Origin of the sequence: Pseudomonas sp. B23(2017), from assembly GCF_002113725.1 — a bacterium.
In the GTDB taxonomy this organism is placed as follows: domain Bacteria; phylum Pseudomonadota; class Gammaproteobacteria; order Pseudomonadales; family Pseudomonadaceae; genus Aquipseudomonas; species Aquipseudomonas putida_Z.
Genome location: NZ_NEJM01000001.1, coordinates 45,336 through 70,952 on the forward strand (window position 1 = coordinate 45,336; position 25,617 = coordinate 70,952).

General features: G+C 63.9%; 25 protein-coding genes. 14 read left to right on the plus strand and 11 right to left on the minus strand.

Annotation, left to right across the window (positions count from 1 at the left end; translation table 11 throughout):
* Positions 1 to 178: 178 nt before the first annotated feature.
* From cycA to CAG46_RS00260, 7 genes are all read left to right on the plus strand, one after another.
* The gene (cycA, locus tag CAG46_RS00230; RefSeq protein ID WP_025340798.1) at positions 179 to 1,585 is read left to right on the plus strand and encodes a D-serine/D-alanine/glycine transporter; all 1,407 of its coding nucleotides are present in this window, start codon (positions 179 to 181) and stop codon (positions 1,583 to 1,585) included.
* A gap of 186 nt (positions 1,586 to 1,771) precedes the next feature.
* Positions 1,772 to 3,037 carry an urea ABC transporter substrate-binding protein gene (gene urtA / locus CAG46_RS00235; protein WP_085614776.1) on the plus strand — a complete coding sequence of 422 codons (1,266 nt, stop codon included), beginning with the start codon at positions 1,772 to 1,774 and terminating at the stop codon, positions 3,035 to 3,037.
* 86 nt (positions 3,038 to 3,123) lie between these two features.
* The gene (gene urtB / locus CAG46_RS00240; protein ID WP_371917541.1) at positions 3,124 to 4,653 is read left to right on the plus strand and encodes an urea ABC transporter permease subunit UrtB; all 1,530 of its coding nucleotides are present in this window, start codon (positions 3,124 to 3,126) and stop codon (positions 4,651 to 4,653) included.
* Positions 4,653 to 5,732 carry an urea ABC transporter permease subunit UrtC gene (gene urtC / locus CAG46_RS00245; RefSeq protein WP_085614772.1) on the plus strand — a complete coding sequence of 360 codons (1,080 nt, stop codon included), beginning with the start codon at positions 4,653 to 4,655 and terminating at the stop codon, positions 5,730 to 5,732. The genes urtB and urtC overlap by 1 nt, the downstream gene beginning before the upstream one ends.
* Entirely contained in the window at positions 5,729 to 6,586 is an 858-nt protein-coding gene (gene urtD, locus CAG46_RS00250) for an urea ABC transporter ATP-binding protein UrtD (RefSeq protein WP_085614770.1), read from the plus strand. The genes urtC and urtD overlap by 4 nt, the downstream gene beginning before the upstream one ends.
* A 145-nt stretch (positions 6,587 to 6,731) precedes the next feature.
* A complete protein-coding gene (gene urtE, locus CAG46_RS00255; RefSeq protein ID WP_085614768.1) occupies positions 6,732 to 7,430 on the plus strand; it encodes an urea ABC transporter ATP-binding subunit UrtE in 699 nt (232 codons plus the stop codon).
* 31 nt (positions 7,431 to 7,461) lie between these two features.
* On the plus strand, positions 7,462 to 7,977 hold the full coding sequence (locus tag CAG46_RS00260) for a GNAT family N-acetyltransferase (RefSeq protein WP_085614766.1): 516 nt from the start codon (positions 7,462 to 7,464) through the stop codon (positions 7,975 to 7,977).
* Positions 7,978 to 8,103: 126 nt separating this feature from the next.
* Here the strand turns inward: CAG46_RS00260 and CAG46_RS00265 are convergent, their stop codons facing one another.
* Positions 8,104 to 8,409: a chaperone modulator CbpM gene (locus tag CAG46_RS00265; RefSeq protein ID WP_025340803.1), complete on the minus strand. Its 306-nt coding sequence runs from the start codon at positions 8,407 to 8,409 to the stop codon at positions 8,104 to 8,106.
* 2 nt (positions 8,410 to 8,411) lie between these two features.
* Positions 8,412 to 9,365, minus strand: a complete 954-nt coding sequence (gene cbpA / locus CAG46_RS00270) for a curved DNA-binding protein (RefSeq protein WP_025340804.1) — start codon at positions 9,363 to 9,365, stop codon at positions 8,412 to 8,414.
* A 164-nt stretch (positions 9,366 to 9,529) separates the two neighbouring features.
* Here cbpA and CAG46_RS00275 point away from each other — a divergent pair, with 164 nt between their 5' ends.
* Positions 9,530 to 10,801 carry an Hsp70 family protein gene (locus CAG46_RS00275; protein WP_085614764.1) on the plus strand — a complete coding sequence of 424 codons (1,272 nt, stop codon included), beginning with the start codon at positions 9,530 to 9,532 and terminating at the stop codon, positions 10,799 to 10,801.
* 132 nt (positions 10,802 to 10,933) lie between these two features.
* Here CAG46_RS00275 and CAG46_RS00280 read toward each other — a convergent pair whose 3' ends face one another.
* From CAG46_RS00280 to CAG46_RS00290, 3 genes are all read right to left on the minus strand, one after another.
* The gene (locus CAG46_RS00280) at positions 10,934 to 11,941 is read right to left on the minus strand and encodes an AI-2E family transporter (protein WP_025340806.1); all 1,008 of its coding nucleotides are present in this window, start codon (positions 11,939 to 11,941) and stop codon (positions 10,934 to 10,936) included.
* A 71-nt stretch (positions 11,942 to 12,012) separates the two neighbouring features.
* Positions 12,013 to 12,300, minus strand: coding sequence for a PsiF family protein (locus CAG46_RS00285; protein ID WP_003258250.1), 288 nt, complete (start codon positions 12,298 to 12,300; stop codon positions 12,013 to 12,015).
* A gap of 62 nt (positions 12,301 to 12,362) precedes the next feature.
* Complete coding sequence (locus tag CAG46_RS00290) at positions 12,363 to 13,151, minus strand: helix-turn-helix transcriptional regulator (protein WP_085614763.1); 789 nt, start codon at positions 13,149 to 13,151, stop codon at positions 12,363 to 12,365.
* 162 nt (positions 13,152 to 13,313) lie between these two features.
* Between CAG46_RS00290 and CAG46_RS00295 the strand changes: the two genes are divergently transcribed.
* Positions 13,314 to 14,186: a DMT family transporter gene (locus tag CAG46_RS00295; RefSeq protein ID WP_085614762.1), complete on the plus strand. Its 873-nt coding sequence runs from the start codon at positions 13,314 to 13,316 to the stop codon at positions 14,184 to 14,186.
* Here CAG46_RS00295 and CAG46_RS00300 read toward each other — a convergent pair.
* The gene (locus tag CAG46_RS00300; RefSeq protein WP_085614761.1) at positions 14,183 to 15,073 is read right to left on the minus strand and encodes a triacylglycerol lipase; all 891 of its coding nucleotides are present in this window, start codon (positions 15,071 to 15,073) and stop codon (positions 14,183 to 14,185) included. The genes CAG46_RS00295 and CAG46_RS00300 overlap by 4 nt on opposite strands.
* A gap of 123 nt (positions 15,074 to 15,196) precedes the next feature.
* On the opposite strand from CAG46_RS00300, the gene osmE reads away from it, so the two are divergent.
* Both osmE and CAG46_RS00310 read left to right on the plus strand, forming a co-directional pair.
* Complete coding sequence (gene osmE, locus CAG46_RS00305) at positions 15,197 to 15,538, plus strand: osmotically-inducible lipoprotein OsmE (protein WP_015271980.1); 342 nt, start codon at positions 15,197 to 15,199, stop codon at positions 15,536 to 15,538.
* A 48-nt stretch (positions 15,539 to 15,586) separates the two neighbouring features.
* Entirely contained in the window at positions 15,587 to 16,117 is a 531-nt protein-coding gene (locus CAG46_RS00310; RefSeq protein ID WP_025340810.1) for a bacterioferritin, read from the plus strand.
* Positions 16,118 to 16,246: 129 nt separating this feature from the next.
* On the opposite strand, the gene CAG46_RS00315 is transcribed toward CAG46_RS00310, so the two are convergent.
* Entirely contained in the window at positions 16,247 to 18,313 is a 2,067-nt protein-coding gene (locus tag CAG46_RS00315) for an AsmA family protein (RefSeq protein WP_085614760.1), read from the minus strand.
* A 341-nt stretch (positions 18,314 to 18,654) separates the two neighbouring features.
* Between CAG46_RS00315 and CAG46_RS00320 the strand changes: the two genes are divergently transcribed.
* From CAG46_RS00320 to CAG46_RS00335, 3 genes are all read left to right on the plus strand, one after another.
* The gene (locus CAG46_RS00320) at positions 18,655 to 19,197 is read left to right on the plus strand and encodes a phage infection protein (RefSeq protein ID WP_085599702.1); all 543 of its coding nucleotides are present in this window, start codon (positions 18,655 to 18,657) and stop codon (positions 19,195 to 19,197) included.
* A 122-nt stretch (positions 19,198 to 19,319) separates the two neighbouring features.
* Positions 19,320 to 19,952, plus strand: a complete 633-nt coding sequence (gene fabR, locus CAG46_RS00325; protein WP_003259042.1) for an HTH-type transcriptional repressor FabR — start codon at positions 19,320 to 19,322, stop codon at positions 19,950 to 19,952.
* Positions 19,953 to 20,128: 176 nt separating this feature from the next.
* Positions 20,129 to 21,226 carry an AGE family epimerase/isomerase gene (locus CAG46_RS00335; protein WP_085614758.1) on the plus strand — a complete coding sequence of 366 codons (1,098 nt, stop codon included), beginning with the start codon at positions 20,129 to 20,131 and terminating at the stop codon, positions 21,224 to 21,226.
* A gap of 98 nt (positions 21,227 to 21,324) precedes the next feature.
* On the opposite strand, the gene CAG46_RS00340 is transcribed toward CAG46_RS00335, so the two are convergent.
* From CAG46_RS00340 to livM, 4 genes are all read right to left on the minus strand, one after another.
* A complete protein-coding gene (locus tag CAG46_RS00340; RefSeq protein WP_075046516.1) occupies positions 21,325 to 22,092 on the minus strand; it encodes an SDR family oxidoreductase in 768 nt (255 codons plus the stop codon).
* A gap of 637 nt (positions 22,093 to 22,729) precedes the next feature.
* Positions 22,730 to 23,446 carry an ABC transporter ATP-binding protein gene (locus CAG46_RS00345; protein WP_015271986.1) on the minus strand — a complete coding sequence of 239 codons (717 nt, stop codon included), beginning with the start codon at positions 23,444 to 23,446 and terminating at the stop codon, positions 22,730 to 22,732.
* A complete protein-coding gene (locus CAG46_RS00350) occupies positions 23,443 to 24,318 on the minus strand; it encodes an ATP-binding cassette domain-containing protein (RefSeq protein ID WP_025340815.1) in 876 nt (291 codons plus the stop codon). The genes CAG46_RS00345 and CAG46_RS00350 overlap by 4 nt, the downstream gene beginning before the upstream one ends.
* On the minus strand, positions 24,315 to 25,616 hold the full coding sequence (livM, locus tag CAG46_RS00355) for a high-affinity branched-chain amino acid ABC transporter permease LivM (protein ID WP_025340816.1): 1,302 nt from the start codon (positions 25,614 to 25,616) through the stop codon (positions 24,315 to 24,317). Before livM ends, CAG46_RS00350 begins: the two co-directional genes overlap by 4 nt.
* Position 25,617: the final 1 nt, after the last annotated feature.

Sequence of the window (25,617 nt, forward strand, 5' to 3'; positions counted from 1 at the left end):
AGATTTCGAGGCCTGTGGTGTACCTGTGGGAGCGGGCAAGCCCGCGAAGAGGCCGGCACAGGCACAACACTGCTCCCCAAAAGTCGAGTCGATCTGTCGCGCCCCGAACTGGAACGCGCGTGTTAGCCTAGCCGGCTACCTCTGACAAGACGACCGACCGTCCAACGGAATGCAGCCTATGACGCAAACCTCACCCACAGCGCCAGATGAACAGCATCTGCAGCGCAACCTGACCAACCGCCACATCCAGCTGATCGCCATCGGTGGCGCGATCGGTACCGGCCTGTTCATGGGCTCGGGCAAGACCATCAGCCTGGCCGGGCCGTCGATCATCTTCGTCTACATGATCATCGGCTTCATGCTGTTCTTCGTCATGCGCGCCATGGGCGAACTGCTGCTGTCGAACCTCAACTACAAGTCCTTCATCGATTTCTCCGCCGACCTGCTCGGCCCCTGGGCGGGCTACTTCACCGGCTGGACCTACTGGTTCTGCTGGGTAGTCACCGGCATCGCCGACGTGGTCGCGATCGCGGCCTATACGCAGTTCTGGTTCCCCGAACTGCCGCAGTGGATACCGGCGCTGACCTGCGTAGGGCTGCTGCTGTCGCTGAACCTGGTGACGGTGAAGATGTTCGGTGAAATGGAGTTCTGGTTCGCCCTGATCAAGATCGTCGCCATCATCGGCCTGGTCGTCACCGGCCTGTACATGGTCATCACCGGTTTCACCTCGCCCAGCGGGCGCACCGCGCAACTGGCCAACCTGTGGAATGACGGTGGCATGTTCCCCAATGGCCTGATGGGCTTCTTCGCCGGCTTCCAGATCGCCGTGTTCGCCTTCGTCGGCATCGAGCTGGTAGGCACGACCGCCGCCGAAGCGAAGAACCCGGAACGCACCCTGCCACGGGCGATCAACTCGATCCCGGTACGGATCATCGTGTTCTACGTGCTGGCGCTGATCGCGATCATGGCCGTGACCCCATGGCGCGACGTGGTGCCAGGCAAGAGCCCGTTCGTGGAGCTGTTCGTGCTGGCCGGCCTGCCGGCGGCGGCGAGCATCATCAACTTCGTGGTGCTGACCTCGGCGGCCTCGTCGGCCAACAGCGGCGTGTTCTCCACCAGCCGCATGCTCTACGGCCTAAGCCAGGAGGGTGACGCACCCAAGGCCTTCGAGAAGCTGTCGAGCCGCTCGGTACCAGCCAACGGCCTGTACTTCTCCTGCACCTGCCTGCTGCTGGGCGCAGTGCTGATCTACCTGGTGCCGAACGTGGTCGAGGCATTCACCCTGGTCACCACCGTTTCGGCGGTGCTGTTCATGTTCGTCTGGACACTGATCCTGCTGTCGTACCTGAAGTACCGCAAACACCGCGCGGCACTGCACCAGGCCTCGAAGTACAAGATGCCGGGCGGGCGCTTCATGTGCTACGTGTGCCTGGTGTTCTTTGCCTTCATCCTGGTGTTGCTGAGCCTGGAGGACGATACCCGTGCGGCGTTGCTGGTGACGCCGATCTGGTTCGTGCTGCTGGCGGTGACCTATCAGGGTGTGCGCAGCAAGCGTCATCCGCGCACGGCTGTGCGTAACGGCTGATGGCCTCGGGGGCTGCTTTGCGGCCCCAATCCTGTGCACACAAATCCATCAGGCACCAACCTGGATCCAGCCAACGCCCCAACACCTCGCACAACCCCTCTATTGCGCACCTTCCGCCGTTAGGCACACCCCTTGCAACACCCCTCCCCGCTTGCCCAACACATAAAAACTCAGCGGAGAGAGCACATGAAGCGACGCAGTCTGATCAAGGCCTTCACCCTTAGCGCATCGATTGCCGCAATGGGCCTGAGCTGGAGCATCCAGGCCGCCGAAACCATCAAGGTCGGCATCCTGCATTCGCTGTCGGGGACCATGGCCATTTCCGAGACTTCGCTCAAGGACATGGCGCTGATGACCATCGAGCAGATCAACGCCAAGGGCGGCGTGAACGGCAAGCTGCTCGAACCGGTGGTGGTCGACCCGGCCTCCAACTGGCCGCTGTTCGCTGAAAAGAGCCGACAGCTGCTGACCCAGGACAAGGTGGCAGTGGTGTTCGGCTGCTGGACCTCGGTATCGCGCAAGTCGGTACTGCCAGTGTTCGAGGAACTGAACGGCCTGCTGTTCTACCCGGTGCAGTACGAAGGTGAAGAGATGTCGCCAAACGTGTTCTACACCGGCGCCGCGCCCAACCAGCAGGCCATCCCGGCCGTGGAGTACCTGTTGAGCGAAGACGGCGGCAGCGCCAAGCGCTTCTTCCTGCTGGGCACCGACTACGTCTACCCGCGCACCACCAACAAGATCCTGCGTGCCTTCCTGCACAGCAAGGGCGTGGCCGACAAGGACATCGAAGAGGTGTACACGCCGTTCGGCCACAGCGATTACCAGACCATCGTCGCCAACATCAAGAAGTTCTCCGCCGGCGGCAAGACCGCGGTCATCTCCACGGTCAACGGCGACTCCAACGTGCCGTTCTACAAGGAGCTGGCCAACCAGGGCCTGAAGGCCACCGACGTGCCGGTGGTGGCGTTCTCGGTGGGCGAAGAAGAACTGCGCGGCATCGACACCAAGCCGCTGGTGGGCCATCTGGCGGCGTGGAACTACTTCGAGTCGGTGGATAACCCGGTCAACCAGAAATTCGTCGCCGACTGGAAGGCCTACGCCAAGGCCAAGGGCCTGCCAGGCGCGGACAAGGCGGTGACCAACGACCCGATGGAGGCCACCTACGTGGGCATCCACATGTGGGCGCAGGCGGTGGAGAAAGCCAAGTCCACCGATGTCGACAAGGTGCGCGAGGCACTGGCCGGGCAAAGCTTCGAGGCGCCGTCCGGTTTCACCCTGACCATGGACAAGACCAACCACCACCTGCACAAGCCGGTGATGATCGGCGAGATCCAGGATGACGGGCAGTTCAGCGTGGTGTGGGAAACCGAGCAACCGCTACGGGCGCAGCCATGGAGCCCGTTCATTCCCGGCAACGACAAGCGCCCTGATTACGCCGTGAAAGGTAACTGAGTGCACTGGGGCTGCTTTGCAGCCCATTCGCGGGCACGCCCGCTCCCACAGGTTCGGTGCCAGGTTCGAAACCTGTGGGAGCGGGCATGCCCGCGAAGAATCCAACGCCGATTTTCAGGATTACTCGCATGCTCAGACTGCTGCTCACCCTGCTCCTGCTGATGCCCTTGGCAACCCAGGCCAGCGAGGGCGAATTCTTCCTCGCTGCCAAGCCCGCCGAGCAAGCCCGCCTGCTCGAAGGCTGGGCCGCGCAACCCGATGCCGCCCGCCTGCCGCTGCTGGACAACCTGCGCCAAGGCCGCATCGCCGCCGACGACACGCGCAAGGTGCGCCTGAACAACCGCCTGCGTGGCCTGATCGACAATGCCCTGGCCAGCCACCAGTTGCTCAGCGACAACAGCGACATCCGCCTGGCCGCTGCCCAACAACTACAGAAAAGCGCGCAACCGGCGCAAATGGCCTTCCTCGACCGGCGCTTCGCCAGCGAACCGGATGCCGCCGTGCACGCTGCCCTCGGCCTGGCCCTGGCCAACCTGCAACTGGGCGCCAGCGAACCGGCAGTACGCCTGGCCGCCGTTCGCCTGCTCGGCGAAACCGGTGACCCGCTGGCCCGCACCCGCCTCGAAGCCTTGCTGCAACCCAACGCGGAAACCGACCCGGGCGTGCGCACCGCCGCCGAAACCAGCCTAGCCCAGGTGCAGCGCAAGCTGCTGGTGGGCGAACTGCTCGGCCAGGCCTTCAGCGGCCTGTCGCTGGGCTCGATCCTGCTGCTGGCAGCCCTTGGCCTGGCCATCACCTTCGGCCTGCTCGGGGTGATCAACATGGCCCACGGCGAGATGCTGATGCTCGGCGCCTACAGCACCTACATGGTCCAGGTACTGCTGCAGCGCTACGCCCCCGGCGCCATCGAGTTCTACCCGCTGATCGCCCTGCCGGTGGCGTTCGCCATCAGTGCCGGGGTCGGCATGGCGTTGGAGCGCACGGTAATCCGCCACCTGTATGGCCGCCCACTGGAAACCCTGCTGGCGACCTGGGGCATCAGCCTGATCCTGATCCAGGCCATCCGCCTGCTGTTCGGCGCGCAGAACGTCGAAGTCAGCAACCCGGCCTGGCTGTCGGGGGGCATCCAGCTGCTGCCCAACCTGGTGCTGCCATACAACCGCCTGGTGATCATCGGCTTCGCCCTGGCCGTGGTACTGCTCACCTGGCTGCTGCTCAACCGCACACGGCTGGGCCTGAACGTGCGCGCAGTCACCCAGAACCGCAACATGGCCGCCTGCTGCGGCGTGTCCACCGGGCGCGTAGACATGCTCGCCTTCGGCCTCGGCTCGGGCATCGCCGGGCTAGGCGGCGTGGCCCTGAGCCAGGTCGGCAACGTCGGCCCGGACCTGGGCCAGAGCTACATCATCGACTCGTTCCTGGTGGTGGTGCTCGGCGGCGTCGGCCAGTTGGCCGGCAGCCTGTGGGCAGCCTTCGGCCTTGGCATCGCCAACAAGCTGCTGGAACCGCAGATCGGCGCCGTGCTCGGCAAGATCCTCATCCTTGCGTTGATCATTCTGTTCATCCAGAAGCGCCCGCAAGGCCTGTTCGCCCTCAAGGGACGGGGAATCGACTGATGAACCAGCCACTGCTTGTCACCGTTACGCAAAAGGCCGGGCCACGCCTGACCCTGGCCATCGGCGCCGTCGTCGTCCTGCTGCTGGTGGCCCTGCCGCTGCTGTCGTTGCTGCCGGCGGACCATGCCCTGCAAGTGTCGGCCTACACCCTGACCCTGGTCGGCAAGATCCTCTGCTACGCCATCGTCGCGCTGGCCCTGGACCTGGTCTGGGGCTACGCCGGGCTGCTGTCGCTGGGCCACGGGCTGTTCTTCGCCCTCGGTGGCTACGCCATGGGCATGTACCTGATGCGCCAGGCCGCCGGTGACGGCCTGCCGGGGTTCATGACCTTCCTGTCGTGGAGCGAGCTGCCCTGGTACTGGGCCGGCACCCAGCATTTCGCCTGGGCCCTGTGCCTGGTGGTGCTGGCGCCCGGGCTGCTGGCGCTGGTGTTCGGCTGGTTTGCCTTCCGCTCGCGGATCAAGGGCGTGTACTTCTCGATCATGACCCAGGCGCTGACCTTCGCCGGCATGTTGCTGTTCTTCCGCAACGAAACCGGCTTTGGCGGCAACAACGGCTTTACCAGCTTTCGCACCATCCTTGGCTTCGACATCGCCGCCCAAGGCACCCGCGCAGTGCTGTTCCTGCTCACCGTCGGCCTGCTGCTGGCCAGCCTGTACCTGTGCTGGCGCCTCACCCGCAGCAAGTTCGGCCGTTTGCTCACCGCCGTGCGCGACGCCGAAAACCGCCTGATGTTCTGTGGCTACGACCCGCGTGGCTTCAAGTTGCTGGTGTGGGTGCTCAGCGCCGTACTGTGCGGCCTGGCCGGTGCGCTGTACGTACCGCAGGTGGGCATCATCAACCCCAGCGAGATGTCGCCGACCAACTCCATCGAAGCCGCCGTGTGGGTGGCCCTGGGCGGGCGCGGCACCTTGATCGGCCCGCTGCTCGGCGCCGGCCTGGTCAATGGCATGAAAAGCTGGTTCACCGTGGCCTTCCCGGAGTTCTGGCTGTTCTTCCTCGGCGCGTTGTTCATCCTCGTCACCCTGTACCTGCCCAAGGGCGTGGTCGGCCTGTTGAAGAAAAGGAGCCAGCCATGAGAGGCGTGCCCCCGGTCCACCCGGAATTCATGCTCGAACCGGTGTTCGACAACCTCGGAGCCGGCCGCGACGCCATCGGCCTGGGCCACAGCCGCAAGGCCGGCCTCGATACCCGCCATGGCACCGTGCTGAGCCTGGAAGACATCAACGTCAGCTTCGATGGCTTCAAGGCGCTGAACGCGCTGAACCTGTACATCGGCGTGGGCGAGCTGCGCTGCATCATCGGTCCCAACGGGGCCGGCAAGACCACGATGATGGATGTGATCACCGGCAAGACCCGGCCCGACAGCGGTACGGCCTATTTCGGTGACACCCTCGACCTGACCCGCATGAGCGAATACCAGATTGCCCAGGCCGGCATAGGCCGCAAGTTCCAGAAGCCCACGGTGTTCGAGGCGCTGACGGTGTTCGAAAACCTGGAGCTGGCGCTGAAGACCGACAAGTCGGTATGGGCCAGCCTGGCAGCGCGCCTGGGTGGTGAGCAGCGCCAGCGCATCGAGGAGGTGCTGGGCACCTTGCGCCTGCTGCCGCTGGCCCAGCGCCAGGCGGGCTTGCTGTCGCATGGGCAGAAGCAGTTCCTGGAGATCGGCATGTTGCTGGTGCAGGAGCCGCAACTGCTGTTGCTGGACGAGCCGGTGGCAGGCATGACCGATGCCGAGACCGAGTTCACCGCCGAGCTGTTCAAGGGGTTGGCTGGCAAGCATTCGCTGATGGTGGTGGAGCATGACATGGGGTTTGTCGGCAGCATTGCCGACCATGTGACTGTGCTGCACCAGGGCAGCGTGCTGGCGGAAGGGTCGCTGGAGCAGGTGCAGGCGGATGAGCGGGTGGTCGAGGTGTATCTGGGCCGCTAGATATGGATACCTGTGCCGGCCTCTTCGCGGGTAAACCCGCTCCCACAGGTACGGCACAGGCCTGAAGAGCTGCGCGGTCCTTGTGGGAGCGGGTTTACCCGCGAAAGGGTCGGCACAGGCAAAGCAGATTTCCCAGGAACCACACATGCTGAAAATCGACACCCTGCACCAGTACTACGGCGGCAGCCATATCCTCCGGGGCCTGTCCTTCGAGGCCAAGGTCGGCGAAGTCACCTGCCTGCTGGGCCGCAACGGTGTGGGCAAGACCACCCTGCTGCGCTGCCTGATGGGCCTGGTCCCGGCCCGCGACGGCAACATCGAATGGGAAGGCAGGCCGATCACCAACCTCAAGCCCCAGCAACGGGTTCACGCCGGCATCGCCTACGTGCCCCAGGGCCGCGAGATCTTCCCGCGCCTCACTGTCGAGGAAAACCTGCTGATGGGCCTTTCGCGCTTCCCCGCCCGTGAAGCTCGGGAGGTACCGCCCTTCATCTACGAACTGTTCCCCGTGCTGGAACAGATGAAACAACGCCGTGGCGGTGACCTGTCCGGCGGCCAGCAGCAACAGCTGGCCATCGGCCGCGCCCTGGCCAGCCGCCCGCGCCTGCTGATCCTCGACGAGCCCACCGAGGGCATCCAGCCTTCGGTGATCAAGGAGATCGGCGCAGTCATCCGCCGCCTCGCCGAGCGTGGCGACATGGCAATCCTGCTGGTGGAGCAGTTCTACGACTTCGCCGAGGAGCTGGCCGACCAGTACCTGGTGATGGCCCGTGGCGAGATCATCCAGCGGGGGCGCGGTGAAAACATGCAGGCCGAAGGTGTGCGCGGGCTGGTAACCATTTAATCTGCAAGCAACAACCCTGCGAGACGCTGTCATGAGTCATGAAATCCGCGACGCCCTGCCTTCCGACGTGCCGGGCATCCTCGACATCTACAACGACGCGGTGCGCAACACCACGGCGATCTGGAACGAAACCCCGGTGGACCTGGCCAACCGCCAGGCCTGGTTCGATGCACGGGCGCAGCAGGGTTACCCGATCCTGGTGGCGGTGGATGAGAGTGGGGTGCTGGGCTATGCGTCGTTTGGCGACTGGCGGCCGTTCGAGGGTTTTCGCCTTACCGTTGAGCATTCGGTGTACATCCGCGGCGACCAGCGTGGCAAGGGGCTGGGGCCGGTGCTGATGGCGGCGCTGGTCGAGCGTGCGCGCGCGTGTGGCAAGCATGTGATGGTGGCGGCCATCGAGAGCGGCAATGCAGCGTCGGTGCGCCTGCACGAGCGGCTGGGCTTCGTGGTGACCGGGCAGATGCCGCAGGTGGGGGTGAAGTTTGGCCGGTGGCTGGACTTGACCTTCATGCAGCTGGTGCTGAACCCGGGGGCAGAACCAAGCTGAATTTGATTTTGCCTGTACTGGCCTCTTCGCGGGTAAACCCGCTCCCACAGGTACTGCACACATCTCAGGAATCGTGCGATCCCTGTGGGAGCGGGTTCACCCGCGAAGAGGCCGGGCCTGCAAACCTCACATCTGGGTAAACCTGCCCAACCGCTGCCTCAGCATGTTGTTCTCGCTGCGCAACTGCTGCACTTCCTGCAGCAGTTCCAGCGCCAGCGCCACCCCTTCCCACTCCAGTTCCAGCTCCTGATGCAGCTTCGCCGCGCGTTTGGCCAACAACGGCGCCTGATCGTCGAACAACCAGTCCTCCGGCGTTCGGCCGGAAGGTTCGACAATGCCGTGCTCGACGATTTCGATCACGCAGTCAGCCGTGATATCGGCCTCCTGACACAAGGTACGCATGTCCAGTTGAACGATCAGGGTGCTGCTCATGATCACTTACTCCATTGTGTCCTCGGGTTGAACGCAGCCTTCTCGGAAAGCTTGGTCCACAATTCGCGGGCAGACTCGTCGGATGCTGGCGGCATGACCACTTTCAGCTGCGCGTAAAGGTTGCCGCGCTCGCCACTCTTGTTGGCCAGGCCCTTGCCCGGCACGCGCAGGCGCTGGCCGCTCTGGCTGTCGGGGCGTATGGTGAGGTTGATCTTGCCGTCCAGGGTCGGCACGGCCACCTTGGCGCCCAGTGCTGCCTCCCACGGTGCCAGCGGCACGGTGATGATCAGGTCATGACCTTCGACATCGAACAGCGGGTGCGGTGCCATGCGAATGGTCAGGAACAGGTCGCCATTGGCCCCGCCACCACTGCCCGGCGCGCCCTGGCCCTTGAGGCGGATGCGCTCGCCGTCGGTCACCCCTGCCGGGATCTTCACGTTCAGGGTCTTGGTAGTGAAGCCGGTGCGCTGGCCCATGGCATTGGTCTGCGGCACCTGGAAGCTGATCTGCTTGGACTCCTTGCTCAGGGTCTCTTCAAGGAATACCGCCAGTTCTAGCTCCACGTCCTGCCCCCGCCTGCCGGCGCTGCGTTGCTGCTGCCGGGCACCACCGAACGGGTTGCCACCCCGGCCACCAAAGATCGAGCTGAAAAAGTCGGAAAAATCACCGCCTTCGAAACCACCGCCACCGCCGCGGCTTTCCCAGCCCGGTGGTGCCTGGAACGGCCGGCCATGCTGGCCGCCGTACTTGCGTATTTCGTCGAATTCGGCACGTTTCTGCGCGTCGCCCAGCACTTCGTAGGCCTCGTTGGCCTCCTTGAATTTTTCCTCGGCGTCGCGCTCCTTGCTGACATCGGGGTGATACTTGCGCGCCAGCTTGCGGTACGCGGCCTTGATCGCCTTGTCGTCCGCCGTGGGCTCTACGCCGAGTATCTTGTAATAGTCTTTGAAGTCCATCTATGGATCACCAATGTGAATGTGCGTGTTGCAAAAGAAGATAGGGGTCAAGCATAGCCTTTCAAGACCGCCTTGGGTTTGCTCCATGGCAGACGACCGGTCTTGATTCTGTAGCCAACTGGCATACACTGCGCGGCCGTTTTGCCTCCGGAAGCTCATTCCCCATGTCTGACGTATCCCCGGCCCGCGCCCTGGGCATCGACTTTGGCACCTCCAACTCCACGGTCGGCTGGCACCGCCCCGGCGTCGAGTCGCTGATTGCCCTGGAAGACGGCAAGATCACCTTGCCCTCGGTGGTGTTCTTCAACATCGAGGAGCGTCGCCCGGTATATGGCCGCCTGGCACTGCACGAGTACCTGGAAGGCTACGAAGGCCGCCTGATGCGTTCGCTGAAAAGCCTGCTGGGCTCCAAGCTGATCAAGCACGACACCAGCGTGCTGGGCAGCGCCCTGCCGTTCAAGGACCTGCTGGGCATGTTCATCGGCGAGCTGAAAAAACGCGCCGAGGCCGCTGCCGGGCATGAGTTCGAGCAGGTGGTGCTGGGCCGTCCGGTGTTCTTCGTCGACGAAGACCCGGCCGCCGACCAGGAGGCCGAGGACACCCTGGCCGAAGTGGCGCGCAAGATCGGCTTCAAGGATGTGTCGTTCCAGTACGAGCCGATTGCCGCGGCCTTCGACTACGAGTCGAGCATCAGCCGCGAAGAGCTGGTGCTGATCGTTGACATTGGCGGTGGTACCTCGGACTTCACCCTGATCCGCCTGTCGCCCGAGCGCCACCTGGTGGCCGAGCGCCAGAGCGACATCCTCGCCACCGGCGGCGTGCACATTGGCGGTACCGACTTCGACAAGCAGCTGAGCCTGCAGGGCGTGATGCCGCTGTTCGGCTACGGCAGCCGCATGAAGAGCGGCGCGCTGATGCCGACCAGCTATCACCTCAACCTCGCCACCTGGCACACCATCAACGCCCTGTACTCGCAGAAGTCGCAGCTGGCGCTGGGCAGCATGCGCTATGACATCGAGGACACGCTGGGCATCGACCGCCTGTTCAAGCTGATCGAAGAGCGTGCCGGGCACTGGTTGGCGATGGAAGTGGAGGCCAGCAAGATCGAGCTGACCGAGCAGCAGAGCCGCCACGTCGACCTCGGCCGCATCGAGCGCGAGCTGGGCGTGGACCTGTCACGGGCGCTGTTCGAGGGGGCTATCGAAGGGTTGCTGGAGCGGGTGCGTGGTAGCGTGAGCGAACTGCTGGTCAAGGCTGGAGTGAGCGAAACACAGGTCGATACGGTCTTCTTCACCGGCGGTTCCAGCGGGATTCCGGCGCTGCGCAACAGCGTGTCGGCGATGCTGCCGAATGCGCGGCATGTGGAAGGCAACATCTTTGGCAGCATTGGTAGCGGGCTGGCCATCGAGGCGCGCAAGCGTTACGGCGTAGCCTGAGCCATCCCTTTCACCTGTGCCGGCCTCTTCGCGGGTAAACCCGCACACAGGGTCCCCGCAAGTCTTGAGAGAAGTGGCGAACCTGTGGGAGCGGGTTTACCCGCGAAGAGGCCGGTACTGGTCAATAAAGAATCAGACCAGTTCGGCCCGCTTCAGCTCACTCTTCAGGTAGGCATAGTAGATCGGCCCCGCCACCACCCCCGGCAGCCCGAACGCCGCTTCGAACACCAGCATCGCCAGCAGCAGTTCCCACGACTTGGCACTGATCTGCCCGCCCACGATCCGCGCGTTGAGGAAGTACTCGACCTTGTGGATGACGATCAGGTAACCCAGCGCCGCCGCCGCCACCCAGATCGACAGCGACAGGCCGACGATGGTGATCAGGGTATTCGACATCAGGTTGCCGATCACCGGCAGCAGGCCCAGCAGGAAGGTCAGCACGATCAGCGTCTTGGTCAGCGGCAGGTGCACGTCGAACATCGGCAGCACCACGGCCAGGAAGATGCCGGTGAAGGTGGTGTTGAGCAGCGAAATCTTGATCTGCGCGAAGACGATGTTGCGAAACGCCTGCACCAGCAGGCTCAGGCGCTCGAACAGCGCCGCCGCCAGCGGCTTGCGCCGGGAGATGTCGGGGATGCGCTGCAAGGCGACGATGGCGCCAAGGATCATGCCGATCAACAGGGTGACGAACATGTGCGCCATGCCCTTGCCCACCAGCTGCAGGTCGCTCAGGTGGCTCTTGATCCAGTCACCGATGGCCACCTTGAACTCCGCCGCACTGGCCGGCAGGTAGCCTTCGATAAACGGCGGCAGCTGCCCGCGGGCGCGCTCCACCAGGGCCATGAACTTGTCCAGCGAAGCCCCGGGGTTTTCCGCCTCGTGCAGCAAAAAGCTGAAAGCACCGGCAAACAGCAGGGTCAGGGTGCTGACCACCAGCGTGCCGAGCAGCGCTACAGCCAACCAGCGGGCGCGCTGCCCGGCAATCAGCGGCTGCAGCCGCGGCGTGAGCATGTTGACCAGCTCGAACACCAGCAGGCCGGCCAGCAGGCTCGGCAGCAATTTCAGGGGCAACGCCAGCAACAGGCCGGCAAACACGATGATCCAGCTGGCCAGGGTGACCTGGCGGGGGGTGAAGGTCATACAGCCTCAACGGCAGACAACGGGAAAGACCCGCAGTCTGCCAGCCTTACGTCTGCAGGCATAGGCGCAGGTCATTTCTTCTTCAGGCAGTCGCTCATGAACGCTTTGCGCTCGTCACCCTTCAGGGCCTTGGTGGTGGCGTCGGCGTTGCAGGTTTTCATCTTTTCTTGCTGGGTTTGCGGCACATCCTTCTTCAGGCAGGTGCTCATGAAGGCTTTGCGCTCATCGCCCTTGAGGGCCTTGGCGGTGGCGTCGGCGTTGCAGGTTTTCATCTTTTCCTGCTGCGCGGTATTGGCGGCGAAGCCTTGGGCGCTGAACAACACCGCCAATACCAGTAAGGGGATTTGCAGCACTTTCATGGAGTAGTCTCCTTGGCTCCGCGCCCGATGCACGGGGGTCGAGCTGAGTGTAGCCAAGAATTTCAACGCCCTGCCCGTGCCTGGCGGCGGTATTGCTCGGGCGTGCACTGGGCCTGGCGCTGGAACATGGCGATGAACGCCGAGGCGCTACTGTAGCCCAGGTCGAAGGCGATGGCCTGGATCGGCTGGCCGGCCACCAGCGCTTCGATGGCGCGCAGAAAGCGCAGGCGCAGGCGCCATTCGCCAAAACTGATGCCCAGTTCACGCAGGAACTGGCGGGCCAGGGTACGTTCGCTGACATGCACCTTGGCGGCCCAGTCGGCTAGCGGGCGGTTGTCGCCCGGCTCGGCACCGAGGGCATCGAGCACCTGGCGCAAGCCTTCGCTGTGGGCAAACGGCAGGTAGCAGGCCTGGGTGGGCGCCAGCAGCAACTGGTCGAGCAGCACTTGCAGCAGGCGCTGGTCGCGCTCGCCCTCGGCCACCCGCAGGTCGCGCCGGGCGAAGTCGGCGAGGATGGCCTTGAGGATGTCGCTGATCATCAGGCTGCACGGTTGCTGCGGCAGTGCGGCGCACAGGCTGCGGTCCAGGTAGACCGAACGGTAGACGATGGCCTGCGGGTTGTAGCAGCCATGCTCGGTGTCGGGCGGCACCCACACGGCGTATTGCGGCGGCGACAGGAAGTGCTGGCCAGCGACCTCCAGGTGCATCACGCCGTGGGCGGTGTAGTTGAGCTGGCCCCAGGCGTGGCGATGCAGGGCGCTGCGGGTGTCGGCACCGAACTCGTCGTGACGGAAGTACACCGGGGCCGGGAGCCGGGTGAACTGGGGAATGTCGAGGTATTTGCGCGACATGCTGTCTGCTTTGCGGGGTGGGTTGTCTGGATAGGAGTATAGGCTTGTTGACAGACAGTTGATAATGGCTGCCATCGGGGCCTGCTGCGCAGGCCTTCGCGGGCAAGCCCGCGAAGGGCTGCAAAGCAGCCCCAACCCAAGCCCCAACGAGTAACCTGCTACATGAACTACCTGTTCCCCCTGACCGCCATCCTGATATGGGCCGGCAACACCGTGGTCACCAAGATGTCCGCCGGCGCCATCCACCCCGCCGAGATCGGCTTCTACCGCTGGCTGCTGGCCGCGCTGTTGTTCACCCCGTTCCTGCTGCCCGCCGTGTGGCGCAATCGCGCGGCCATTCGCCCGCACCTGGGCAAGGTTTTCGTGCTGGGCGTGCTGGGCATGGCGCTGTACCAGAGCCTGGCCTACTTCGCCGCCGGCATCACCAGCGCCACCAACATGGGCATCATCCTTTCGCTGATGCCACTGATGTCACTGGCACTGTCCATCGCCTGGCTGGGCCAGCGCCTGAGCTACGGCGCCCTGCTGGGCGCGCTGGTGTCATTTTTCGGCGTGCTTGAAGTGGTCAGCGCCGGCCACCCCGCCAGCCTGTTGCAACAAGGCCTGAACAGCGGCGACCTGCTGATGCTGGTGGCCACACTGGCCTACGCGCTGTACAGCTTCCTGCTGAAGAAATGGCAGCTGCGCCTGCCGCCGATGCAGCTGCTGTACCTGCAGGTGCTGGTAGCCATCGTCGTGCTGCTGCCGCTGTTCCTGCTGTCGGACAAGACTGGCCTGAACAGCCGCAACATCGGCCTGGTGCTGTACGCCTGCGTGCTGGCCTCGATGATCGCGCCCCTGGTATGGATGCAGGCCGTGCACCGCCTGGGGCCCAGCCGCACCACGCTGTTCTTCAACCTGCTGCCGCTGGTCACGGCACTGATCGCCGCCGTGGTGCTCGACGAGCAGCTGGCCCGCTATCACCTGGTCGGCGGCCTGCTGACCCTGGCGGGCGTGGTGCTGGCCGAGCGCTGGACCACACCGATCCGTCGTTAGAGCCCTGCCGCCTTGAGCCGGGCTGCATGTTCGGTGAACAGTCGCACCGGTTCGGCACCCTTGCCCACCGCACCAAGCGACTGGTTGACGATATCCAGGTGGTCGAGCGGGTAATCGTCGCCGATCACCTGCCCCAGGTGCGAACTGAAGCGCCCGACCATACCGTCGCAATGGCCCTTTTCCTTGACGAAACTGCGCGCGAACAGGCGGCAGAAGTGGCTGCTGCCGTCGAAACGGTTGCGCCGCTGGTCGGTCAGGCCGGGCTGCAAGGTGCCGGACCAGGAGTAATAGCGCACGCCATCGACCTCATAGGCCCCTTCCCCGCCCCAGGTGTCTGGCAACCCCTGTGGATAAGCCTGGTTGAACAGCGCCACCCCGGCGCTGGTCAACGACTGGTGCGAGGCGTGTACATCCAACGGCAGCGGGTCGCGGCGCCAGCCGGTTTCCAGCCACACCAGCAGCACGGCCAAGCCATGCAGCACAGCCTTCAGGATGCGCCCCTGCGGGGAATCGCCCGGTGCCGTACGCTCCAGGTAGTCGGCCAGTTCCGAGCCATGGTTGGGCCCCGCCACCGAAGTGACCGAAGCCACCCGCCCGGGCCGCCTGGCAGCCGCGTAGCGCGCGCTCAGGGCACCCTGGCTGTGGCCGATGAGGTTGACCTTTTCCGCTCCGGTGCGCAGGCAGATGTCTTCGATGATGGCCAGCAACTGCTCGCCGCGCACCTCACTGGAATGCAGTGGCGAAACCTGCACCGGGAACACCCGCGCCCCGCCCTTGCGCAGGGCCGGCACGATGCCGAACCAGTAAGGGTAGAGCACTACCCGGACAAAACCGAGCATGCCCGGCACCAGCACCAACGGGTATCGCGTGGCCAATTCCTGCTGCATTGCCCCAGCCCCTTTCCGTGGACGACCGGCCAACACTACAGCGGCCTTGATGACCATCGCAATCGAACTCCCGGCGCGCGCTGCGGTTCCAAACCACACATACCCTTTGCAAGGAGCGGGACCATGTACAAGCAGACCCTGGCAATCCTTCTGGCAAGCGCCACCCTCGCCGCCTGCGGCAGCCGCCCGGAAAACCCGGTGGACTACGTCACCTACCGCGACGAGCCGCTGGTCAAGCAGGTGGAAAAAGGCATGACCATGCAGAAAGTCATCGCCATCGGCGGCAGCCCGTCCAACGTGATCGACCTCCCCCATGGCGGCACCTGCAACGACTACATCCTCAACCACGATGGCCACCAGCAGCCCTACTACGTGCGCTTCGACGCCACCGGCCATGTCGACGCCAAGGGCTTCAAGACTTGCAAACAACGCGAAGAAGACAGCGACGCCGTCCACGGCGCCTGAGCCTTCCAGGCCATATCCATGACCACCCTGATGTTCCAGGAGATGAACATGAATGCGACTGAACTGACCGATGTGCAAACCCTGCGCGAACGTGCCCGCCAGCATGTCGAGCAAGGTGCGGTGACCGAGGGTTACGATGCTGATCGCCAACAGATCCTGCGCCTGCTCAATGATTCACTGGCCACCGAGCTGGTCTGCGTGCTGCGCTACAAGCGTCACTACTTCATGGCCAGCGGCATCAAGGCCAGCGTGGCTGCCGATGAATTCCTCGAGCATGCCAACCAGGAAGCCGAGCACGCCGACAAGCTTGCCGAACGGATCGTGCAGTTAGGTGGAGAGCCGGATTTCAACCCGGACAACCTGAGCAAGCGGTCTCATGCCCAATATGTGGCGGGTACTTCATTGAAGGAGATGGTGCTGGAAGACCTGGTGGCGGAGCGGATCGCCATCGATAGCTATCGCGAGATCATTCGGTACATTGGGGATAAAGATCCGACTACGCGGCGGATTTTTGAAGACATCCTCGCGCAGGAAGAAGAGCACGCGGACGATATGTCCGACCTGTTGCAAGGCTTGTGATTGCTGGGGGCGCTTTGCGCCCCATCGCGACACAAGGCCGCTCCTACAGAGGGATCGCGTCTCGGCAGATTTGCGCGATTCCCTGTAGGAGCGGCCTTGTGTCGCGATGGGCCGCGAAGCGGCCCCCTGCTATTTCCGCTCTTTCACCACCGCCGGCGCCTTGCCCGCCTTCATCTGCTGCAACAGCGGCGTGCACTGGTTGGGATCATCCCCGCTGCTAGGCGCAATCAGCGCCAGCAACCCCGCCGCCGGCCCGGCCACCACACCCAACGCCACCATCCCCGCCCCGCGCAACGCCAGCGGCACCGCCTGCACCCCGGCACTGGGCTTGGCGAACGGCCCGCGCACATACAGCGGCGAGCGCAGCGAGAACAGCCGCAGCCCTTTCGATTCAGGAGTAATTTTCAGGTCCAGCTGCTCCGTGGCGAAATTGGCCGTGCCGTTGATGTAGATAATCGCGTTCTCGGTATCGAAGATGAACAGGCGCGTGGTCGCCAGGCCATCCTTGATGCCCACGTCAGCCGCTGCACAGTTGATCTTCACATCCTCATCACCAAACAGCTTGCCGACCACATAGTTGCCCACGTTCAACCCGGCAATCTCCATCAGGCTGCGGCTGATGGCGCCATCGTTGATCAACATGCGCAGGTCGCCATTGGCCGTGCCCAGCAAGGCGGCCACCGAGTTGCCCCGGCCAGTGATATCGGCATCGCCATTCAACTCACCGAAGCTGGTCTGCATCGGCGCAAAGGAGGGGAACAACTGCTTGAGCTTGAAGCCCCGCGCCGTCAGCCGGGCACGCCCTTGCAACGGTACGTTGCGGCCATCCAGGCGGATCCTGGAAGCCAGGTTGCCGCCAGCCACGCCAAAACGCAGGGGCTCCAGGCGCAGCAGGCCGTCCTCCAGTATCACGTGGGCCGACAGGTCGTTGAACGGCAGTTGCGCGCTGTGCACGATGCGCTTGCCGGCGAAGGTGACGTCGGCGTCCATCGTGCGCCAGCGCTCGGTGCGGAACTCTTCCACCGGCAGCACCTTGCCCGCCGGCTGTTTGCTGGCACCCCCGCGGGCCTTCTGCTCGGCGTTGGAGTCGGCGCCGATCAGCGGCGCCAGGTCCTTGAACAGCAACTGGTTGGACACCAGGTTGCCGGACAGCTTGGGCCGTGGCTGGCTGGCAACGAAGGCCAGGTCGCCGTGGATATCGCTGTCACCGATCTTGCCGTTGAAGCCCTGGTAGTTGAAGGTCGCCCCTTGCTCCGCGTGCAGGTTGGCGCTGAGGTGGCCGTCGGTGGAATAGGCCGGGGTGTCAGGCAGGGTTACGCCGGTCAGCGGGTAGAGGTTGCCCAGGCTGGCCCCGGACAGGCGCAGGCGCAGGTCGAGGGCGCCGAGGTTGCGCGGGTCGGTCAGGGTGCCGGCGAGCACCACATGGGTGTCGGCGATGCGCACGTCAGCCTGCAGCGGGAACGGCTGGCTGGCGTCCTGCAGGGCCAGCAGGCCGCCGATCTTGCCGGTGCCGGACACTGGCTGGCCTTTGTAGCGGCCCTGGGCCTTGAGCCCGAAGGCGTAGTCCTGCGCGGCACCGGCCTTCTCGGCGCTGGCCTTGCCAACGATGTCGCTGAACGGGACAGGCTTGCCCAGCGGGTCGATCTGCACCTTCATGCTGGTTTTCAGGGTTTGGTCATCGAAGCTGACATTGCCCTGGTCGAAGCCGATGGCGCCAATGTCCAGCTGCCATTTGGAAGGCTCTGCGTTTTCATCCTTGGGGCCGAAGTCGAAGGCCCAGTTGGCGCGGCCATCGGCCAGGCGGGTGAGGCTGGCTGTAGGCTTGGTAAGGTCGATGCGCGGGATGCTGATCTGCTGGAACAGCAGCGGCAGCGGCGCCAGGCGGAACGCCACGCGCTCCAGGCCGACCATCTTCGGTTCCTTGAGCCACTCGGGGTTGCCCAGGGTCAGGTCTTCGGCAATGAAGTGCGGCCAGGGCACCCAGGCACGCCAGCCCCCCTCTTCTGGTTCGGTGCGCCAGTCCACGGCAAGGTTGCCATTGATCGCGAAGGGCCGCTGCAGGGCCTCGGATACTTTCTCGTTGAGCAGGGGCTTGACGCGGTTCCAGTCGAAGGTGGCGATCACCACCACCAGGATCGCCAGCAGGGTCAGCAGGCTGGTGAAGGTCCAGAGGAGGATTCTGGCGGGACGCGTCATTGCGTGATTCTCCTTGCGGTATGGCACAGAACAGGTGCAGCGGTGGCACTCAATATCTCGGACTGATGAAAACCCGTGGGGTTTTATCGATGGCGCCATGATAGCGAAGTTTTTCCTGGCCTTTTGCTCAGCAATTCGTCGCGCCAGGCTATACGTGTTACCCGTAATCTTCGCCATCAAATTGCCACCTTGCGGCCTGGAAAGTGCTGTCTAGAGCACCTTGAAACCTCTATCAATACGGTCGATTGTTACCATTACCCGTATGAACTTCTCTCTGGCGTTACCCGGCGTAGCATTGGCTCCGTACCCACTTTCCAGCCCCCGAGAGGAGCACCGAAATCATGAAACGCCATCTGCTGACCCTGACCCTGTCCATCCTGGCCGCCAACGCTTTTGCCCTGCCAGCCGACGAGCAACACCTGACCGCCGAATCGCGCTCCAGCGCTGCCGAAATCGCCCAGCCGCTGAAAACCGTTGCCGAAGGTGGCGCTGATCGCCTGATCGAACGTAGTGGCCGTGTTGCCGAAGGTGGCTCCGATCGCCTGATCGAACGTAGTGGCCGTGTTGCCGAAGGTGGCTCCGATCGCCTGATCGAACGTAGTGGCCGTGTTGCCGAAGGTGGCTCGGATCGCCTGATCGAACGGAGTGGCCGCGTTGCCGAAGGTGGCTCCGATCGCCTGATCGAACGTAGTGGCCGTGTTGCCGAAGGTGGTTCCGATCGCCTGATCGAACGTAGTGGCCGTGTTGCCGAAGGTGGCTCGGATCGCCTGATCGAACGGAGTGGCCGTGTTGCCGAAGGCGGCTCGGATCGCCTTATCGAACGTAGTGGCCGCGTTGCCGAAGGTGGCTCCGATCGCCTGGTTGAACTCAGCCGTGTGAGCTGATCACCATGGCCGAAAAGAACAACCTCTGTCACAACGCTTGCTCCCCTCCAGGCCCGGTCCATTGACCGGGCTTTGTTTTTTTAACTAGAGTGCCCAGCCTTACCGCCACAGAAGCCCGCACCATGCTGCCGCGCGCCGAACAGAAGCTACAGACCCGCCAGGCCCTGCTCGATGCCGCCTGCCAGCTCATGGAGAGTGGCCGTGGTTTCGGCAGTATCAGCCTGCGCGAAGTGGCGAAGACGGCCGGCATCGTACCCACCGGCTTCTACCGGCATTTTTCCGACATGGACGCCCTGGGCCTGGCCCTGGTTGCCGAGGTCGACACTACCTTCCGCCAGACCATCCGCCTGGTGCGCCAGAACGAATTCGAACTGGGTGGCATCACCGACGCCTCGGTGCGCATCTTCCTCGACGTGGTCGCCGCCCACCGTGCGCAGTTCCTGTTCCTCGCCCGTGAGCAGTACGGCGGTTCACAGGCCGTACGCCAGGCCATTGCCCGCCTGCGCCAGGACATCAGCGACGACCTGGCCACCGACCTGGCGCGGATGAAGCGCTGGCAGCACCTGGACAGCGCCGCGCTGGCGGTGATGGCCGATCTGGTGGTGAAAACCGTGTTCGCCACCCTGCCAGAGCTTATCGACAGCCCCGAAGCGGGTTATCCACAGGCGTTGACGCCGCAGGAAAAGATCACCCAGCAGTTGCGCTTCATCTTCGTGGGGGCGCGGCATTGGCAGGGGCTTGGCAACCCGAGCTGATCGGTAGCCTGTGCCGGCCTCTTCGCGGGCATGCCCGCTCCCACAGGTACCCCGCATTGCTCGAACCTTGTGGTGATCCTGTGGGAGCGGGCGTGCCCGCGAAGAGGCCGGCACAGACTACCCACAACCCCAGTTCTGCTACCATGGCGCCCTGCCCGACAGCGACGAGCGCCGAAATGTCCGACCCCCGCCCCACCCTGCCCGAACTGGCCCGCTTCAACCAGCACTTCGCCGAACGCATCGTGCCGTTGTGGCAAGGCCCGGGCTGGAACGCCGACATGGCCCTGCCCTACGAGGCCCTGGACGCCCAGCACCAGCCATTGCCGGTGCAGCGCTACCGGGCCATGGCCTGCGCGCGTCAGCTGTACCTGTTCAGCAGCCGCATCGGGCAACCGGGCGCAGCCGAGCGTGCGGCCGCCTTGTTCCGCTCGCTGCAGAAGCACTTCCACGACGCCGAACACGGCGGCTGGTTCTACAGCATCGACGCCCAGGGCAAACCGCTGGACCGGCGCAAGGACCTCTACACCCACGCCTTCATCGTCTTCGCCTGTGCACATTACTGGGGCAAGGTGCGTGAAAACCTGGTGGAGTCCACGCTGAACGCCGCGCTGGACATCATCGACCAGCAGTTTGCCCGCGACGACGGCCTGTACGAAGCCAGCCTCGCTGAAGACTGGGCCGACCTTGGCAGTGGCCCGCTGCAGAACCCGCAGATGCACCTGGCCGAAGCCTTCCTGCAGGTGCTGGCGGTGCGTGACGACGAGCATGCCCAGCAGTCGTTGCTGCACCTGTGCGCGGCGCTGCAGGAACACTTCATCGACCCCGCCCACGGCCTGATGCTGGAAAAGCCACGCGGCACTGTGGATAACTGGTTCGAGCCGGGGCACCAGTTCGAGTGGTTCTACCTGCTGCATACCTCGCCACTGCTGCGAGATACGCCGCTGCATGCGTCCATCGACCGGGCTTTCGGCTACGCCGAGCAGTACGGGGTGAAGGACACCGCGGTACTGGCGATGCTGGATGTGGATGGCCAGGTGCTCGACGCCACCCAGCGGATCTGGGCGCAGGCGGAATACCTGCGGGCGCTGGTGTTGCGGACAGGGGACGAGGCGAAGCTGGCCGGGCAGTTGCAGGCGCTGGAAGCGCGGTTCCTGCGTGAGGCGGGCTGGTATGAGTGCCGGGATGGGCAAGGTAGTGTCAGCCGGCATGATATGCCTTCTACTACGCCCTATCACTTGGCGACTTGCCTGGAAGGGTTGCAGCGCCTGAGCTGACGCATTCGCGGGTGAACCCGCTCCCACAGGGATAGCGCCTGCTCCGAAACCGGTGCAGTACCTGTGGGAGCGGGTTTACCCGCGAAGAGGCCCTCGGATCAGCCTTTGACCGATCGGTCGATCGAGAACCCTGCCCAGTCCTGGCTCACCGGCATCAGCTCCAGGCTGTTGATGTTGATATGCGCCGGCTGGTTGAGGATCCAGAAGATGGTCTCGGCAATGTCCTGCGGCTGGATCGGCTCGGCACCGGCATAGGTGGCGTCGTATTTGGCCTGGTCACCGCCGAAGCGCACCAGCGAGAACTCGCTCTCGCACAGGCCCGGCTCGATATTGCTCACGCGCACGCCCGTACCCCGCAGGTCGCAGCGCAGGCTCAACGAGAACTGGCCGACGAAGGCCTTGGTGCCGCCGTACACGTTGCTGCCCGGGTACGGGTAGTTGCCCGCCACCGAACCTACGTTGAGGATCGACGCCCCACGGCCATGGGCGATCAGCCGTGGCAGCAGCAGGCGGGTGGTGTACATCAGGCCCTTGATGTTGGTGTCGACCATGGTTTCCCAGTCGTCCAGGCTGCAGTTCTGCGCCGCGTCCACACCCAGCGCCAGGCCTGCGTTGTTGACCAGGCCGCGCAGCTTGTCGAAGCCGGCCGGCAGGCTGGCGATGGCCTGCTCCATGGCCTTGCGGTCACGCACGTCAAGCACCAGGCCATGTACTTCGGTCTTGGCCGACAATTCGGCGCACAGGGCGTCCAGGCGCTCCTTGCGGCGGCCAGTGAGCACCAGCTTCCAGCCGGCTTCGGCGAAGCGGCGGGCAGTGGCCTCGCCGAAACCGGAAGTCGCGCCAGTGATGAATACGGTGGACGTCATGCTCTGTTCCTCACGGTGGATTGTCATCGGCAGGCTTGCAGCATGCCCGCGCCGGGCGCTTGCAGCAACCCGCCCGGGGCACTGTTCATTTTTTGATCATATGCGGCAAACCCTTGCAGCAGAGGGCTCGGCACCAGCTATGCGCATGTTATCCACAAGGCTTTCCCCACGGATTGGGGGCAACTTGTCCACGGTGCGGAACCCTTTCAGCGACCTGTGGTCGGTGGATATCTTTTCGGTGATGGCGCAAGGCTTTCAAGCATGCCGTCTGCAGCGGTCTGTCCAAGGTTTTTTCACAGGGTTATCCACAGGTTTTGCGCGAGCCTTGGAATGAATGCAGGGCTTTGAAAAACCTGGGAAAATCATCCACAAGGTGCCTGTGATCAAAAAATGATCATGAAGCTGCAGGGCTTGGTATCAAAGGGCTTGAGCGAGATGCCACCATGTTTTCCACAGGCGGTTCCACATTATCCGTGGAAAAAAATGGTCCTGTGGAAACAAGGGTTTGTAGAGGGGTTGTGGAGTAATTGGGGAGAGGTGTTCAAAAGGTTGTCCACATTGGCTTCGGGGGCCGCTTTGCGGCCCATCGCGACGCAAGGCCGCTCCCACAGGCCGCAAAGCGGCCCCCGAATGCAACTCAATGCCCGCCGAGATAGGCGTTGCGCACTTCCTCGTTGACCAACAGCTCCTGCCCCGTGCCGCTCATGCGTATCTGCCCGTTGACCATCACATAAGCCCGGTCCGACAGTTTCAGCGCATGGTTGGCGTTCTGCTCCACCAGGAAGATGGTCATCCCGGTCTTGGCCAATTCACGCAAGGTCGAGAAGATCTGCTTGACCACGATTGGCGCCAGCCCCAGCGATGGCTCATCCAGCAGCAACAACTTTGGCCGGCTCATCAGCGCGCGGGCAATGGCCAGCATCTGCTGCTCGCCACCGGACATCGTCATGGCCCTCTGGTTACGCCGCTCTTTCAGACGCGGGAACAGCTCGTACATGCGCTGCATGTCTTCGTCGGCATGCTTGTCGCCGATGGGGATGGTACCCATCATCAGGTTCTCCTCGACGGTCATGTCGGGGAACACCCGGCGCCCTTCCGGCGACTGGGCGATGCCGTTGGAAGCGATGTAGTGCGACGACTTGCGAGTGATGTCGGTGCCGCGGTACACGATATGCCCCGACGCCGCCCGCGGCTGGCCGAAGATCGACATCAGCAGGGTCGACTTGCCGGCACCGTTGGCGCCGATCAGGCTGACCGTCTCGCCCTCGTTGATGTGCATCGAGACCTTTTTCAGCGCCTGGATCGGGCCGTAGAACACGTCCAGGTCCTTCAGTTCGAGAATGGGTGCACTCATACCAGTTCCTCTTCATCGGCACCCAGGTAGGCGGCGATCACCGTCGGGTTGTGGCGGATATCCTGCGGCGCGCCTTCGGCAATCACGTTGCCGTGGTCGAGCACCACGATATGGTCGGAAATGCTCATGACCATGCCCATGTCGTGTTCGATCAGCACCACGGTGATGTCGTGCTCGTCGCGCAGCACGCGGATCATGCGGCTGAGAGCTTCGGTTTCCTGTGGGTTCAGGCCAGCCGCCGGTTCGTCCAGGCAGATGATCTTCGGCCGCGTGCACATGGCCCGGGCGATTTCCAGGCGGCGCTGCTGGCCGTACGACAACTCGCCAGCCAGGCGGTTGGCGCAATCGACCAGGTCGACCACCTCCAGCCAGTAGAACGCGTGGTCCAGCGCGTCACTCTCGGCCTTGCGGTAGGCCTTGGTGTTGAGCACCCCGGCCAGCAGGTTGCGGTTGACCCACATGTGCTGGGCCACCAGCAGGTTCTCCACCACCGACATTTCCTTGAACAGGCGAATGTTCTGGAAGGTGCGTGCCAGGCCGGCGCGGTTGACCAGGTGGGTACCGCCGAACATCTTGTAGTACATGCGGTTGGCAAAGCGCGCCGGCGAGACGAAGTCCGCCACCTGGAAGCGCTCGCCGAGCAGCTGGATGACATTGGTGTGGCTGCCGCGCACGTTCAGCTCGATGCGCCCGCCACTGGCCTTGTAGAACCCGGTCAGGCAGTTGAACACGGTGGTCTTGCCCGCACCGTTGGGGCCGATCAGGGCGAAGATCTGGTTGCGCCGGACCTTCAGGCTGACATCGCTGAGCGCCTTGATGCCACCGAACTGCATCATCAGGTTGTCGACCGAGAGAATGATATCGTCGCTCATGGCGCCACTCCTTTACGCGGGGTCACACCGGTACGGCTGATGCGGATCAGCCCACGCGGTCGCCAGATCATCATCAGCACCATCAGCACACCGAACAGCAGCACGCGGTATTCGGAGAAGCTGCGCAGCAGCTCGGGCGCCACGGTCAGCACGAAGGCCGCGATCACCACACCTACGGTCGAGCCCATCCCACCGAGCACTACGATGGCGAGGATCAGCGCCGACTCGAAGAAGGTGAACGACGACGGGTTGACGAAGCCCTGGTAGGTGGCAAAGAACACCCCGGCCAGGCCGGCGGTGGAGGCACCCAGGGTAAACGCCGAAAGCTTGACCAGCACGTGGTTCAGGCCCATCGAGCGGCAGGCGATCTCGTCTTCGCGTAGCGCTTCCCAGGCACGGCCGACCGGCATGCGGGTCAGGCGATGCTTGATGTACAGCACGGCCAGCACAACGATGAACAGCACTGCGTAGATGAACACGAACTTGAGATTGGCGTTGTAATCGAAGCCGAAGAACTCGTGGATCGGTACCCCACCGTCCTTGGCCCTACGGCCGAACTCCAGGCCGAAGAAGGTCGGCGCCGGTGCCGGCATGCCGTTCGGGCCGCCGGTGAACGACAACCAGTTGTTCAGCACCAGGCGGATGATCTCGCCGAAGCCCAAGGTCACGATCGCCAGGTAGTCGCCGTGCATCCGCAACACCGGGAAGCCGAGTATGCACCCCGCCAGCGCCGCGGCGATGGCCGCCAGTGGCAGCACGCTCCAGAAGCCCAGGCCAAGGTACTGGTAACCCAGCGCCAGGCCGTACGCACCGATGGCATAGAACGCCACGTAGCCCAGGTCGAGCAGGCCGGCCAGGCCGACCACGATGTTCAGCCCCAGGCCCAGCAGCACGTAGATCAGACCGAGGATGACCACGGTCAGCAGGTACTTGTTGGCGAAGATCGGGAAGACGATGGCAATCACCACCAGCGCAGGGATGATATAGCGCAGCCGCGATACGTAGTCCGGCGCGCGTACATGCACGCCCGAGCCACCGCTTTCGAACCCCTGGAGCATGCGCGAGCCGGCGGCCGTCTGCAGGTACAGGCTGAGCAGGAAGCGCCCCAGCATCACCCCGCCGACCAGCCAGGCCACACGCCGCGGCTCGGCATTGAAGGTGTAGCCGTCGAGCACCACGCCGACCACAGGGCCAAACACGATGAGTGCCAGCAGGCCGGCGACGATGGTCTCCAGCAGGCTGCGTTTGATGTCGAAACTTCTGGTTTCAGTAACGGAGGCAGTTTTGGCAATGGACATG